13 protein-coding genes and 1 pseudogene are annotated in these 13,706 nt (G+C 71.4%); 11 read left to right on the forward strand and 3 right to left on the reverse strand.

Annotated elements, in window-relative coordinates:
• Positions 1-77: 77 nt before the first annotated feature.
• The 8 genes from crcB (ACFVKT_RS08710) (at position 78) to ACFVKT_RS08745 (ending at position 7,901) form a co-directional block, all read left to right on the forward strand.
• Positions 78-560, forward strand: coding sequence for a fluoride efflux transporter CrcB (gene crcB, locus ACFVKT_RS08710; RefSeq protein WP_385729031.1), 483 nt, complete (start codon positions 78-80; stop codon positions 558-560).
• A gap of 26 nt (positions 561-586) precedes the next feature.
• The gene (gene crcB / locus ACFVKT_RS08715) at positions 587-961 is read left to right on the forward strand and encodes a fluoride efflux transporter CrcB (RefSeq protein WP_385729033.1); all 375 of its coding nucleotides are present in this window, start codon (positions 587-589) and stop codon (positions 959-961) included.
• A gap of 72 nt (positions 962-1,033) precedes the next feature.
• On the forward strand, positions 1,034-1,867 hold the full coding sequence (locus tag ACFVKT_RS08720; protein WP_385729035.1) for an undecaprenyl-diphosphate phosphatase: 834 nt from the start codon (positions 1,034-1,036) through the stop codon (positions 1,865-1,867).
• A gap of 119 nt (positions 1,868-1,986) precedes the next feature.
• On the forward strand, positions 1,987-2,664 hold the full coding sequence (locus tag ACFVKT_RS08725) for a FadR/GntR family transcriptional regulator (protein ID WP_385729925.1): 678 nt from the start codon (positions 1,987-1,989) through the stop codon (positions 2,662-2,664).
• Positions 2,661-3,704, forward strand: coding sequence for an asparaginase (locus tag ACFVKT_RS08730; protein ID WP_385729037.1), 1,044 nt, complete (start codon positions 2,661-2,663; stop codon positions 3,702-3,704). Before ACFVKT_RS08725 ends, ACFVKT_RS08730 begins: the two co-directional genes overlap by 4 nt.
• Before the next feature lie 287 nt (positions 3,705-3,991).
• On the forward strand, positions 3,992-4,924 hold the full coding sequence (locus ACFVKT_RS08735; RefSeq protein WP_385729039.1) for a glutaminase: 933 nt from the start codon (positions 3,992-3,994) through the stop codon (positions 4,922-4,924).
• 146 nt (positions 4,925-5,070) lie between these two features.
• The gene (gene mptB, locus ACFVKT_RS08740; protein ID WP_385729041.1) at positions 5,071-6,459 is read left to right on the forward strand and encodes a polyprenol phosphomannose-dependent alpha 1,6 mannosyltransferase MptB; all 1,389 of its coding nucleotides are present in this window, start codon (positions 5,071-5,073) and stop codon (positions 6,457-6,459) included.
• Positions 6,460-6,491: 32 nt separating this feature from the next.
• Positions 6,492-7,901, forward strand: a complete 1,410-nt coding sequence (locus tag ACFVKT_RS08745; RefSeq protein WP_385729042.1) for a glycosyltransferase 87 family protein — start codon at positions 6,492-6,494, stop codon at positions 7,899-7,901.
• Between the two features lie 11 nt (positions 7,902-7,912).
• On the opposite strand, the pseudogene ACFVKT_RS08750 reads toward ACFVKT_RS08745, so the two are convergent.
• The 3 genes and pseudogenes from ACFVKT_RS08750 to ACFVKT_RS08760 form a co-directional block, all read right to left on the reverse strand.
• Positions 7,913-8,815 (reverse strand): annotated as a pseudogene (locus ACFVKT_RS08750) (D-alanyl-D-alanine carboxypeptidase family protein); the annotation flags it as partial.
• Positions 8,816-8,904: 89 nt separating this feature from the next.
• Positions 8,905-10,044, reverse strand: coding sequence for a transcription termination factor Rho (rho, locus tag ACFVKT_RS08755; protein WP_385729044.1), 1,140 nt, complete (start codon positions 10,042-10,044; stop codon positions 8,905-8,907).
• 303 nt (positions 10,045-10,347) lie between these two features.
• A complete protein-coding gene (locus tag ACFVKT_RS08760) occupies positions 10,348-11,199 on the reverse strand; it encodes a class I SAM-dependent methyltransferase (protein ID WP_385729046.1) in 852 nt (283 codons plus the stop codon).
• 149 nt (positions 11,200-11,348) lie between these two features.
• On the opposite strand from ACFVKT_RS08760, the gene ACFVKT_RS08765 reads away from it, so the two are divergent.
• Genes ACFVKT_RS08765 through ACFVKT_RS08775 form a run of 3 tightly spaced genes read left to right on the forward strand, consistent with a single transcriptional unit; the run spans position 11,349 to position 13,677 of the window.
• Complete coding sequence (locus tag ACFVKT_RS08765; RefSeq protein WP_385729048.1) at positions 11,349-12,086, forward strand: nuclear transport factor 2 family protein; 738 nt, start codon at positions 11,349-11,351, stop codon at positions 12,084-12,086.
• Positions 12,083-12,424 carry a YciI family protein gene (locus tag ACFVKT_RS08770; protein ID WP_385729050.1) on the forward strand — a complete coding sequence of 114 codons (342 nt, stop codon included), beginning with the start codon at positions 12,083-12,085 and terminating at the stop codon, positions 12,422-12,424. The genes ACFVKT_RS08765 and ACFVKT_RS08770 overlap by 4 nt, the downstream gene beginning before the upstream one ends.
• A complete protein-coding gene (locus tag ACFVKT_RS08775; RefSeq protein WP_385729927.1) occupies positions 12,415-13,677 on the forward strand; it encodes an RNA polymerase sigma factor in 1,263 nt (420 codons plus the stop codon). Before ACFVKT_RS08770 ends, ACFVKT_RS08775 begins: the two co-directional genes overlap by 10 nt.
• Positions 13,678-13,706 lie beyond the last annotated feature (29 nt).

Raw genomic sequence — 13,706 nt, forward strand, 5'->3', positions numbered from 1 at the left:
GTGACAGCCCAGTCGCCAGACGCGATCAGGCGTCCACACGTGACAGCCCCGAGACCAGCGCGAGCAGGCGTACGCACATGACAGCCCCGCGGCCGGATCGAGCCGACCGGGCTGACGGGGCCGACCGGGCCGAGATGCCCGCGCGGCCGGTGTCCCCGTGGCAGGGCCAGGGACCGGCCGTCGCGATGGTCGCCCTGGGCGGCGCGATCGGCGCCACGGCCCGCTACGGCGCGTCGCTGCTGTGGCCCTCCCAGGCCGGCGGATTCCCCTGGACCACGTTCTGGGTCAATGTCATCGGCTGCGCGGTGATCGGCGTCTTCATGGTGGCCGTCACCGAGGTGTGGGCGGTGCACCGGCTGGTGCGGCCGTTCTTCGGCACGGGGGTACTCGGCGGCTTCACCACGTTCTCGACGTACGCCGTCGACATCCAGAAGCTGGTCGACGAGGGCCACCCCGCCACCGGCCTCGGCTACCTCGCAGCGACCCTGTTCGCGGCGCTCGCGGCGGTATGGCTGGCGATGACAGCGGCGCGCCGCGCCTTGGTGTGGAAGCGGCGATGAACGGGCGAGGAAGGTAAGAACTGGTTGTGAACTGGCTGCTGGTGATCATCGGTGCCGTGGTCGGTGCGCCCCTGCGTTACCTGACCGACCGCGCGGTGCAGTTGAGGCACGACACGGTCTTCCCCTGGGGCACCTTCGCGGTCAACGTCGCGGGCTGTCTGATCCTGGGTTTCCTGACCGGCGCGGCCTCGGCGGGCCATGCCTCCTCCCACCTGCAACTCTTGATCGGCACGGGCCTGTGCGGGGCGCTCACCACGTACTCGACGTTCTCGTACGAGACGCTGCGGCTGACCGAGACGGGCGCAGGGTTCCTCGCCGTCGCGAACGTGATCGCGAGTGTCATGGCGGGCCTGGGGGCGGCGTTCGCGGGGGTTTCGTTCGCGCAAGCTGTGTGGTCGTAGAACGCGGGCACTCCCCCGCGCGCTGTAAGACTGTCTACAGCACTGTCGACCAACTCCCCAGAACTGGACCCCATGAGCGTCATCAACATCGGGCAGGCCGTCGTCCTCGGAGCCGTCGAGGGGGTGACCGAATTCCTCCCCGTCTCCTCCACCGGCCATCTCAAGATCACCGAGGGGCTGATGGGCATCCCCGTCGACGACAACGCCGTGGTCGGGTTCTCGGCGGTCATCCAGGTCGGCGCGATCGCCGCCGTCCTCGTGTACTTCTTCAAGGACATCGTGCGGATCGTCTCCGCGTGGGGGCGTGGCCTGCGCCATCGCGAGGAGCGCTACCACCACGACTACAAGTTCGCCTGGTGGGTCATCTACGCGACGATTCCGATCGTGATCGTGGGCCTGGCGGCGAAGCCGCTCATCGAGGGGCCGCTCGCCTCGCTCTGGGTGGTCGCGGCCTCGCTGATCGTCGGCAGCGGAGTGATGTGGGCGGCGGATCAGATGGGCCGGCACAAGCGCGGCGAGGACGACACCACGTTCAAGGACGCGATGCTGGTCGGCGGCTCCCAGATCCTCGCCCTGCTTTTCCCGGGCTTCTCGCGCTCCGGCGCCACCATGTCCACGGCCCTCATCCTCGACCTGGACCGGGTCGCCGCCACCCGGCTCTCCTTCTTCCTCGGCATTCCCGCCCTGACCGGCGCCGGGCTGTACGAGCTGAAGGACGCCCTGGGTACGGGTGTCGGCGCCGCCCCGCTCGCCGTCGGCACGCTGGTCTCCTTCGTCGTCGCGTACGGCTCCATCGCCTGGCTGCTGAAATTCGTCGCCAAGCACTCCTTCAACGCCTTCGTGATCTACCGGCTGGTGATCGGCGTGGCACTGTTCGGCCTGCTCGGAGCGGGTGTGCTCGGCTGAGGCCGCCCCGGGTGAACTCGCTCGACGGTTGACAGCCGCCTCCCCTTCCGCGGAGTATCGGTCCCGTGAACCTGTCAGACAGCCAGACAGGTGGGTCGGTGCCGCGGCGCGTCAGCGCCATGGAAGCGGTGCTCACCCACCTCCGTGGCGCCATCGAGCGCGGCGAGTACGCCATCGGCGACAAGCTCCCCTCCGAGGCGGAGCTCTGCCGCCGCCTGGAGGTCAGCCGCCCCGTGCTCCGCGAGGCGCTGCGGGCCCTGCAAGTGATGGGTCTGACCGCGTCCCGCACCGGCAAGGGCACCTTCGTCCTGGCTAACGCCGTCGAGGAACCCACCTTCGGCGACTACGCGGCCGGCGACCTTCTCGAAGTGCGCCGCCATGTCGAGATCCCCGTCGCCGGGTACGCGGCGGTGCGCCATACCCCGGAGAACCTCGACCGCATCGCCCATCTGCTGGAGCGCATGGAGCGGGAGACCGACACCACCGCGTGGGTGGCGATGGACACCGTCTTCCACATCGCCATCGCCGAGGCCTCCCAGAACCCGGTCTTCCGCAAGGTCATCGAGGAGATCCGGGACGCACTGGCCCGTCAGTCGGCCTTCCTGAACGAACTCGGCGGCCGCCGTGAGCAGTCCAACCGCGAGCACCGCGCGATCGTCGAGGCACTGGCCGACGGCAGCGAGCACGACGCCGTGGAGGCGATGTCCCACCACCTCGACCGGGTCGAGACCACCCTCACCTCCATCGTGCATCCCGGGCGCGCGGACACCCACACGAAAGGCGGACCCGAGGCGTGAACGAGCCCTCGCTCAAGCTGGAGTACGGCAGTTCACTCGCGGCGGCACCGGTGATCCGCGAGCCCCTCCACGCACCCGTCGCCCATCTCGTACGCGGCGGGGTCATCGAAGGCATCCACTACGGCTCGGTGGTCGTGATGGCCGCCGACGGCACCGTGGAGCTCCAGATCGGTGACATCGAGGCCGCCTTCTATCCGCGCTCGGCGGTCAAACCCCTCCAGGCGGCGGCGATGCTGCGGGCCGGGCTGCCGCTCGACGGCGAGCTGCTCTCGCTGGCCGCGGCCAGCCACTCCGGCGAGGAACGGCACCTGGCCGGGACCCGGCGGATCCTGGAGCTGGCCGGACTGACGGAGGACCGGCTGCGCAATGTCCCGGACCTGCCGTTCGACCCGGTCGTACGCGAGGCCTGGATCCGCGAGGGACGACTGCCCTCCCGGCTCGCCCAGAACTGCTCCGGCAAGCACGCCGCCATGCTGTACACGGCCAAGCTCAACGGCTGGTCGCTCGACGACTACCTCGACCCCGCGCACCCGCTCCAGCAGGCCATCGCCGAGATCGTCGAGGACCTCACCGGACAGGCGATCGCACGGGTGACCGTCGACGGCTGCGGCGCGCCCCTGTTCTCCGTCTCGCTGCACGGCCTCGCGCGCGCCGCGGCCAGGATCACCACCGCCGCCCCGGGCACCCCCGAGGCGCAGGTGGCCGACGCGATGCGCGAACACGCCGAGATGGCCTCAGGCTCCGGGCGCGACGTCGCCGCGCTGATGCGAGCCGTGCCGGGGCTGCTCAGCAAGGACGGCTTCGAAGGCGTGCAGTTCGCGGCGCTGCCGGACGGCCGGTCCGTCGCCGTGAAGATCGCCGACGGCGCCGACCGGGCGCGGATCCCGGTGACTGCGGCTGCCTTGGCCCGCGCGGGAGTCGACCCGGCCGCTCTCGCCGAGTTCCGCGGCGCGCCGCTCCTCGGGGGTGGCTCGGTGGTCGGTCACATACGCCCTGCCCGAGCGCTCGATCCGCTGCCGGCGCACGAGATGTGCGCCTGAGAGCGGCGCGAAGAGGACTGCGGGGCGGATGCGACCGGCCACCAGGACGCGGTGCCGATGACACCGGGGCAGCAGTCCCCGTCGTACGCCGTGCTGCCGGACGAAGGCCGCCACCGGCCCCGGAGTTGCCGAACTCGACCTGGGTAAGCGCCTGTTGCCGGCAGAACGCCTCGCGGCACCGCTCTGCCGGGTGGCACTCGCGGGCAGCGGCACCCGAAGGCCACCTCGCGGACACCGTCCCGGAGGCGCTCCCAGCCGATGGGCACCAGTCCCGGCCGCGCGGCACAATGGTGATCATGTCCCCGTCGCTGACCTTTCAGCCGGTCCTGGAACGCATCGCCGTCGAGATCGCGCAGACCCCCGGACGCGGGCGGCCCGCCGACTACATCCCGGCGCTCGCCGCCTGCGACCCGCGCCGCTTCGGCATGGCCGTCGCCGAACTCGACGGCACGGTGTACGGCGTGGGGGACTGGCGCCAGCCCTTCTCCACGCAGTCCATCACCAAGGTCTTCACCCTCGCCCTCGATCTGGCCCGTGAGGGCGACGAGTTGTGGGAGCACGTCGGCCGTGAGCCCTCCGGCAACGCCTTCAACTCCCTTGTGCAGCTGGAATACGAGAACGGCATCCCGCGCAACCCGTTCATCAACGCGGGCGCCCTCGTCGTCACCGACCGGCTCCAGACCCAGACCGGAGACGCGGCCGGCTCGCTGCTCGAGTTCCTGCGCGCCGAGAGCGGTAACCCGAGCCTCACCTTCGACAAGGACGTCGCCGCCTCCGAGGCCGCGCACGGCGACCGCAACGCGGCCCTCGCCCACTTCATGGCGTCGTACGGCAATATCGACAACCCCGTTCCGGTGCTTCTGGACCAGTACTTCCGGCAGTGCTCGATCGAGGCCTCCTGCGCCGATCTGGCGCTGGCCACCGGATTCCTGGCCCGGCACGGCATCCGGTCCGACGGTTCCCGGCTGCTCACCCAGAGCCAGTCCAAGCAGGTCAACGCGGTGATGCTCACGTGCGGTGCCTACGACGCGGCCGGTGAATTCGCCTACCGCGTGGGGCTGCCCGGCAAGAGCGGCGTCGGCGGCGGGATCATCGCGGTCGTGCCGGGACGGTGCACGTTGTGCGTCTGGAGCCCGGGCCTGGACCAGCGTGGCAACTCGGTGGCGGGCGTCGCGGCCCTCGACCGATTCACCACGCTCACAGGGGTGTCCGTTTTCTGATCCGGCACCGCCGCGGGTGCCGTCCGCGCCCGTAACAGGCCTCCGTCGCACGGATCTCACACGGAGGTCACGCGTAGGCCTCCGTACGGAGGGAAGTACGTCGCTTTACGGCCACCCGGCGTTGACACGCTTTCCGAGTGTTGGCCATGGCCTTTCCCGTCGATCTCCGCCGCTGCCAGGCTCTCGGTCTGGCCGGCTCCGCCTTTCTCGCGCTGGGCGGTGAGACGGCCGGAGCCCTGCCCGTGCGGGAGTTCCTCGCCCCCGAGTCCGCCGAGGCCGTACTCGGCCTGGTCGGTGTGTACTTCGGCGTCGTCCTGCTGATAGCGGCGTGGGCGCTCCTCGGCACCGTCGTTCGCGGCCCCGAACCGCCGACTCCGCGCTCCCTGCTGCTCGTTCTGGCCGTCTGGGCCGCGCCGCTGCTGCTCGCTCCGCCGCTGTTCAGCCGGGATGTGTACAGCTATCTCGCGCAGGGCGCGATGGTCGACGCGCACATCGACGTGTACGCGCACGGGCCCGCCCAGCTCGGCGGTCCGCTCGCCGACGAGGTGGCACCGGTGTGGCAGCAGACCACGACGCCGTACGGCCCGGTCTTCCTCGCCGTCGCCTCCGCACTGTCCGGACTCACCCGCGGGGAGATCCCCGCCGGACTGCTCGGCATGCGCCTGGTCGCCCTGCTCGGCGTCGGCCTGATGGCGGCGGCGCTGCCCCGCCTGGCCCGGCACAGCGGCGCGGATCCGGCCGCCGCGCTGTGGCTGGGCGCCCTCAACCCCCTTGTCCTGCTGCATCTGGTGGCCGGCGCGCACAACGACGCCATCATGCTCGGACTGCTCGGCGTCGGACTGGTGGCCGCACGCGGCCGGTGGCCCGTACTGGGCGTCGTCCTCATCACCCTCGCGGCGCTGGTCAAGGCACCGGCTGCGCTCGGCCTCCTTGCGGTGATCGCACTGCGCGGGCGGCGGGGGCTGGTGCCGTCCGTCCTGACCACCACCTTCGGTGCTCTCGCCACCACAGCCGTGGTGACCGCCGTGACAGGTACGGGCTACGGCTGGATCGAGGCTCTGAAGACCCCCGTGTCCCCGCAGAACTGGTCGCTCACCAGCCTCCTCGGCCGAGCCACCGGCACCCTGCTGGAGAAACTCGGCAGCGGCCTCGCCCCCTTGGCCATCCCGGCCTGGCACACCGCCGGACTCGTGCTGACCGCGCTCATCGTCCTCTTCATATGGCTGCGCCTGAGGCCCGGACCGATCTACGCACTCGGCCTGAGCCTGGCCGCCGTGGCCGCGTTCGGCCCGGCGATCAGGCCCTGGTACGCGCTGTGGGGGCTGTTCCTCATCGCCGCCGCGGCACCCAGCGGCTCGGTGCGCCACCGGGTCGCGGCCGCGAGCGGAGTGCTCGCCCTCGCCGTGCTGCCCAGCGGATACGCGCCGGACGCCCAACAGGTGGTCCTGGCCGTCTCCGGCGGACTGCTCGCCCTCGTCGTGCTCTGGCAGGCCCATCAAGCGGCGCAGGCGCCGGTACTGGAGCGCACCGCATGAAACGCCCTCGCACTCTTACCGGATTTTCCCGTATGTCCCGCAGACTTGCCCAGCTCTCTCCCCGGCTTCCCCGCACGGACCGGGGGCGCCTCTTCCTGGTTCTGGGACTCGCCGCCGCCGTCACCGTGTTCACCGCCACCGTGCCGCTCCTGCGCGACTGGTTCGACCTGCGCGTCTACTACGGGACGATCGACGCCTGGGCGCATCACGACGGCCGGATCTACGACTACCTCGTGCCCGGGACGACGTACGGCTTCACCTATCCGCCGTTCGCGGCCCTCAGCATGCTGCCGATGGCGCTGGTCGGGCTGCACACCGCGATCGCCATCGGGCTGCTGCTCAACCTTGCCGCGCTCGCCGCCGTGGTGTGGATCCTGGTCGGGCCCGCGCTGCGCCGGTACGGCTGGTTCGGCTTCGCCATGGCGGCCTGCCTGCTCGCCCTGTTCGAACCGGTCCGCGACACCTTCAGCTTCGGCCAGGTGAACCTGCTGCTCCTGGCCCTCGTGCTGAGCGACGCGTGGCTGCTGGCCACCGGCCGGGGCCGCCGGGCGGGCGCCGGAATCGGCCTCGCCGCTGCCATCAAGCTGACTCCCGCGATCTTCATCGGCATGCTGCTGCTCGCCCGTCGCTGGCGTGCCGCCGGAGTCGCGACGGCCGTTGCGGGGGCGGCCACCGCACTGGCGGCCTGGGTGGCGCCGGACGCCTCACGTTTCTACTGGACCGACGCGCTGTGGGACACGGACCGCATCGGACAACTCGGCTATGTCTCCAATCAGTCCCTGCAGGGCGTCCTGGCGCGGCTCGCGGCACCGGGCGAACCGAGCAAGGCGCTCTGGGCGGCGGCAGTCTTGGTGGTCCTGTGTGTATGGGCCCGCCGGACCTCGCGTGCCGTGGCCGACGAGGACTGGATCGCCGCGTTCGCCCTCACCGGCCTCACGGCCTGCCTCGTCAGCCCGATCACCTGGGTTCACCACCTCGTCTGGCTGCTGCCGTCCTTCGCCGTGCTGCTGCGCGGGCGCCGAGTGCGGGTCGCGGGAATCCTGTACGCGATCCTGTGCAGCAGCATGGTGTGGCTGTGGTTCCACGACGCGTCCGGCCTCGACGGCTTCGTCGGGAGCAACGCCTATACGTGGATCACGCTCGGGCTGCTGCTGTGGCTGCCGGTCGGTCAGTCGGGCGTCGGCCGTCCGCCTCTGGTCCGCAGGGCCAAGGCCACGCTTCCGGCGCCCAGACAGGCCGCGCCCGCGATCGCGGCGGCGGCCGCGGGCCAGCCGGGTCCGTCGGCCGTGGGCAGCGCGGCCGGGAGGACGGCCGGTCCTGCCGGCGGCACGGGGCGGGTGTCGAGGAGCGAGCCGACGGGTTCGACGTGCCCGGACGCCTTGAAACCCCAGTCGAGCAGTGAGCGGGCCTCCTCGTACACCGCGAACCCGCCGCCCTCCTGAGGGTTCATCACCGTGACGATCACGGTGTGCCCGCCCCGGCGCGCGGCGGCCACGAGGGTGCTGCCCGCATTGCTGGTGGAGCCGTTCTTGACGCCGATCAGGCCCTGGTACGGCTCCACCCCGTCGGCGCCGGTCAGCAGCCGGTTGGTGTTCTCGATCTCGTACGACCAGCCGCCCCCGCCGGGGAACCTGGCCTCGGCGGTGGAGCAGTACCGCGCGAACTCGGCGTTGCGCAGACCGGCCCGGCCGAACACCGCGAGGTCGTACGCCGACGAGACCTGCCCCGGCGTGTCGTATCCGTCGGGAGACATGACGTGCGTGTCCAGGGCGCCCAGAGCGCGGGCCTTGGCCTGCATCCGGGTGGCCGTGGTGCGCCAGCCGCCGTTCATCGCGGCCAGTACGTGGACGGCGTCGTTCCCGGAGTTGAGGAAGACGCCGCGCCACAGGTCCGCCACTCGGTAGGTGCGCCCTTCGGCGACGCCCACCAGGCTGCTGCCGTCGCCGATGCCCCGTAGTTCCTCCTCGGTGACGGTGTGCCGGATGCCGCCGGGCAGCACCGGGAGCACCGTGAGGGCGAAGAGGGTCTTCAAGGTGCTGGCGGGCGGCAGTTGGCGGTGCGCGTTGTGGGCGGCAAGCACCTGGCCGGTACGGGCGTCGGCCACCAGCCACGAGAGTGCGGAGACGTCGTCGGGGATCTCGGGCGCTCCGGGCCGTGGCCGTACCTGCGTCCCGGCCCGGTGCAGCGGCGGCTGAGAGGCCGAGGCCGAGGCTCGGGGTGTCCCCGGGTCCGTGCCGGCTGGGGCGGCGGCCGCACTCGGTGCGAGAGCCGCGGCGCTCGGCGTGAGGGCCAGGGCTCCGGCCGCACAGACGGCGGAACAGTAGACGGCGGCGCGGGAAGGAAATCCGATGGTCATTCCGCAAAAGTAGGAACCCGCGCGTCCTGTGCCGGGCTGCCAGGCCACAGCGGCGGGATCGAGCACCCGGATGCCGCACGCGGGAAACGTCAGGCGGGCAGCGTCGGGTGGACCTGGCGGAGGAAGGCCGCGTTGTCCGGGGTGGCGCGCATCCGCTCCAGGAGCGTTTCCAGGCCGGCCTGGCCGTCCCGTGTCTGCAGGGCGCGGCGCAGTCCTCGTACGGTGCTCAACTCGGCGGCGGGTACGAGGAGTTCCTCGCGCCGGGTGCCGGAAGGAGTGATGTCGACGGCCGGGAACACCCGCCTGGAGGCAAGGGTGCGGTCGAGGCGGAGCTCCATGTTGCCGGTGCTCTTGAGTTCCTCGAAGAAGTAGTCGTCGGCACGGGAGCCGGTCTCCACCAGGGCGGTGGCGAGGATGGTGAGGGAGCCGCCCTCCTCGGCGAGGCGTGCGGCTCCGAAGAACCGCTTGGGGCCGTGCACCGCGGCCGCGTCGACGCCGCCGCTGAGGGTGCGCCCACCGGAGGCGGCCGCGTTGTTGTGTGCTCGGCACAGCCGGGTGAGCGAGTCCATCAGGATGACGACGTCCTCGCCCTGCTCGACGAGCCGCTTGGCGCGCTCGACGACGAGTTCGGCGAGTGCGATGTGCTGCTTCGGCGTCTGGTCGAAGGTCGAGGCGAACACCTCGCCCCGGACGGAGCGCCGCATGTCGGTCACTTCTTCCGGCCGCTCGTCGAGCAGCAGCACCATCAGGTGGATCTCGGGATGGTTGCCCGCGATGGCCGCGGCGAGCTGCTGGAGCAGTACCGTCTTGCCGGTCTTGGGCGGGGCGACGAGCAGTCCGCGCTGGCCCTTGCCGACCGGTGCGATCAGGTCGACGACGCGTCCGGCCAGACCGCTCGCCGGATGCTCCAGACGGAGCCGGTCGCGCGGGTGCAGCGGGGTGAGGTCATGGAAGTGCGGGCGGCGGCGCAGCTCTTCGGGCGTACGCCCGTTGATCCGCTCCGCCTCGGTGAGGGCGCGGGGCCCTCCGCGTACGCCTTCGACGGTGTCGCCCTTGCGCAGGCCGTAACGGCGGATCAGCGCGGCGGAGACCTGGACGTCGGTCGGCGTGGGCAGGCAGCTCGTGGTGGCGCGCAGGTACCCCTGCCCGTTGTGCGCGATGTCGAGGACACCGCCGGCGTGCGCCGGGAGCTGCTTCTGTCGTACTGGGGGTTCGAGTGTGGTGGTCATGATGGGGGGTCCTTTCGAGGACGGGTTCATGAGGTCATGGGGTAGGGAGGGGGATGTGCCGGGGGAGGCGGCGTGCTCACGCCTCCGTGCGGCGGGGAGACAGCACCTCGCATACGGCGGACGGCAGGATCTGCCTGTGGCCGTGCTCAAGAGGTGATGTGCTGGAAAGCTGTTCGCCGGTCGGAAAGCGACGGGCGTGTCAGCGAGAAGAAGTGGAACCAGCACCGGCGCCCGAGACGGGGCGTACACAAGTGCTGACCGCACTGTAGCACCCCGGGGCCGGGCTCTGCTGTGATGTGGGTCTCAGTGGCCCGCGAGCAGCCCGTACAGCAGCGGGATACGCGGTTCGGTCTCCGGCAGTCGCCACCACCCGGACGGGGTACGGGTCATCTGCGGCCACCGGGGCCAGGGAAGCTCGTCGCTCTCCCGCAGTCGCCGAATCCGCAGATCCGCCCCGATCAGCGCGTTGATGACGTCGTCAAGACCGTGCATCCACTCGTAGCTGTCGGTCGCGCCCTGCACTGCCGGACCGTCCGTGTAGGTGTACGTCGCATCCCGGTGGACGGCGTCCCGGCCGCCCAAGTAGTCGTGCCGCAGGAGCAGTTCACCGCTCTCGCCCTCGGCCGGCTTGGGGCCCAGTGAGTTGAGCAACGGATGGAACTCAGCGATGTAAAACCGCCCCTCGGGACGCAGGAGTTGGGCGATGGTGGAGGCCCAGCGGTCCAGGTCGGGCAGGTAGCAGAGAGCGCCTTTTCCGGTGTAGACGACGTCGAACTTCCGCTCTCCCAGGGCCTCGACGGCGTCGTACACATTGGCCCGCACATAGGTGACGTCGGCGCCCGCCCGTGCCGCGATGTCCGTCGCGGCCGCCACGGATGCCTCGGAGATGTCGAGTCCGACGGCGCGGGCGCCGCGCTCGGCGAAGGCGATCGTCTCGGTGCCGAGATGGCATTGGAGGTGGAGCACGTCGCGGCCGGCCAGTTCACCGAGATCCTCCCACTCGAAGGCGGCGAACCAGCGGGCCGGGTCGAGTTTCTCGTGCAGCCCGTAGAAGCGGCTGGAGAGGTGGATGGGGGTGCGCGCGTCCCAGTTGGCCTGGTTGGCCCGCATCATCCGCTCGTGCTCGTGCCCGTGCCCGTCGGCCGTCTCGGTCATGAGGACATCCAATCGTGCGCGGCCGGGGAGCCGGGGGAAGAACGGCGGATGTGTCCGGACGTACACACGTGAACCTGGAAGGGTGTCGATTCGGCGCCGGCCCGTTCGTCGGTGGGGTGGAAGAAGTTCATGAGCACCGGGAGGAACCCATGAAGTACATGCTGCTGGTCTGTGGTGACGACACCGCGGACGCCTCCGGCATGGCGCCCGTCGAACCCTGGGTCGAGGAGCTGGGCGCCGAGCGCGGCGTACGGCTGCACGGCCACCGGCTGCGGCTCCCCGCCGACGCGGTCACCATCCGGGTACGGGACGGCGAAGTGCTGCGCACCGACGGCCCGTTCGCGGAGACCAAGGAGTACATCGCCGGTTACGACATCCTCGAGTGCGACACCTTGGAGGAGGCCGTGGAGGCGGCCGCCAAGCACCCGGTGGCGAGCGTCGGTGCCATGGAGGTGCGCGCCTTCTGGGACGACGAGGACGCCGAGGCGGAGATCCGCCGGATCGACGCGGAGCTCACCGCGGCGGGCCGTGAGCGGGACTTCGACCGGGCGATGGCCTGTTACGCCCCGGACGTCGAGGTCTTCCACCCCGTGAGCGGTCTGGAGCAGAGTGGGATCGAGGCCCTCCGCAAGGCGGAGGAGATGTGGTTCTCGACGCTGACCGGACCCGTGGAGCGTGAGGTGCTCGACTTCCGCGTCCGGGTCGACGAGAGCGTCGCGTTCAGCCACGCGCTCGTGCGGATGCGCGCCACGCTGGCCGGCGGTGTGCCGCTGGACACCACGGCGCGGGTCACCACGGGCTACCGCGCGGCCGGCGACCGCTGGCAGATCGTCCACCAGCACACGTCGGTCCCCTTCGACGCCGGAATCACGGAGGGCCAGTCATGAAGTACGCGCTGTTCATCTGCACCCCCGTCGGCGGCGAGGAGCTCAGCCCCCAGGAGATCGCCGACAGCCCCGCCTTCCTCTCGTACATCGAGGAGGTGCGCAGCCGCGACATCGTGAAGGGCGGCGCGCGCCTGCGGCCCTCCACCGACGCCACCACCGTGCGCGTCCAGGGCGATGAAGTGCTGCTCACCGACGGGCCGTTCGTCGAGTCCAAGGAGTACGTCGCGGGCATCGACATCATCGAGGTGGCCGACCTCGACGAGGCCATCTCACTCGCCTCACGGCACCCGGCCGCGCTCGGCGGCGGCTCGGTCGAAGTGCGGCCGGTCTGGGAGTGAACGAGGTGGAGGAGGCCGTCGCCGCGGCCTTCCGCGAGGAGTGGGGCCAGGTCGTCGCCACCCTGATCAGGGTGACCGGCGACTGGGACCTCGCCGAGGAGTGCGCGCAGGACGCCTTCGCGCGGGCCCTGGACCGGTGGCGGCGCGACGGCGTGCCGCGCCGCCCCGGCGCATGGCTGACCACGACGGCGCGCAACCGCGCCCTGGATCTGCTGCGCAGGGAGGCGGCGGGCGCCGCGAAGCTGCGGGAGGTGGCCGTACTGGCAAGGGACGAGGGGCCTTACGACCCGGACGACTTGGACAGCCCGGAGGGTGAGAGCGGAGTGGGGGACGACCGGCTGCGGCTGATCTTCACCTGCTGCCATCCGGCGCTGCCGATCGAGGCGAGGGTGGCCCTGACACTGCGTACCCTCGCCGGGCTGACCACCCCCGAGATCGCCCGCGCCTTCCTCGTCCCCGAGGCGACGATGGCGCAGCGCCTGGTCCGCGCCAAACGGAAGATCCGCAACGCGGGCATCCCCTACCGCGTACCGCCCGCGCATCTGCTGCCCGAACGCACGACGGGCGTCCTCGGCGTGGTCTACCTGCTCTTCAACGAGGGGTACGCCGCCACGGCCGGCGCCGATCTGCTGCGCACGAACCTGTGCGCCGAGGCCGTCCGGCTCGCCCGCGTCCTCGCCCGCCTGATGCCCGACGAACCCGAAGTGCTCGGCCTGCTCGCGCTGTTGTTGCTGCACGACGCCCGGCGCGGCACCCGGGTCGACGCGGCGGGCGAGCTGGTGACGCTGGAGGACCAGGACCGTACGGCCTGGGACAGGGCCGCGGTCGAGGAGGGCGCCGCCCTGCTGGAGACCGCCCTGCGCCGGGGGAGGCCCGGGCCGTACCAGATCCAGGCCGCCATCGCGGCCTGCCACAGCACCGCCGCGACGGCGAAGGAGACGGACTGGGCCGACATCGCCGCGCTGTACGGAGAGCTGGCCCGCTTCGTGCCCTCGGCCGTGGTGCGGCTGAACCGCGCGGTGGCGGTCGGCATGGCGGAGGGGACTGAGGCGGGCCTGACGCTGGTGGCGGAGTTGGAGGGCGAGGGTGAGCTGGACGGCTACCACCTGCTGCCGGCCACCCGCGCGGATCTGCTGCGCCGTGGCGGGCGCAAGGCGGAGGCGGCCGAGGCGTACGGCAGGGCCCTGGTGCTGGTGGAGAACGAGGCGGAGCGGCGGTTCCTGGAGAGGCGGCTCGCGGAGTGTCGATCCTGAGCCGGGCGCGCCGGTGTCCGGCTGGGCGT

The sequence above is a fragment of the Streptomyces sp. NPDC127595 genome, from assembly GCF_042671685.1.
Classification (GTDB): domain Bacteria; phylum Actinomycetota; class Actinomycetes; order Streptomycetales; family Streptomycetaceae; genus Streptomyces.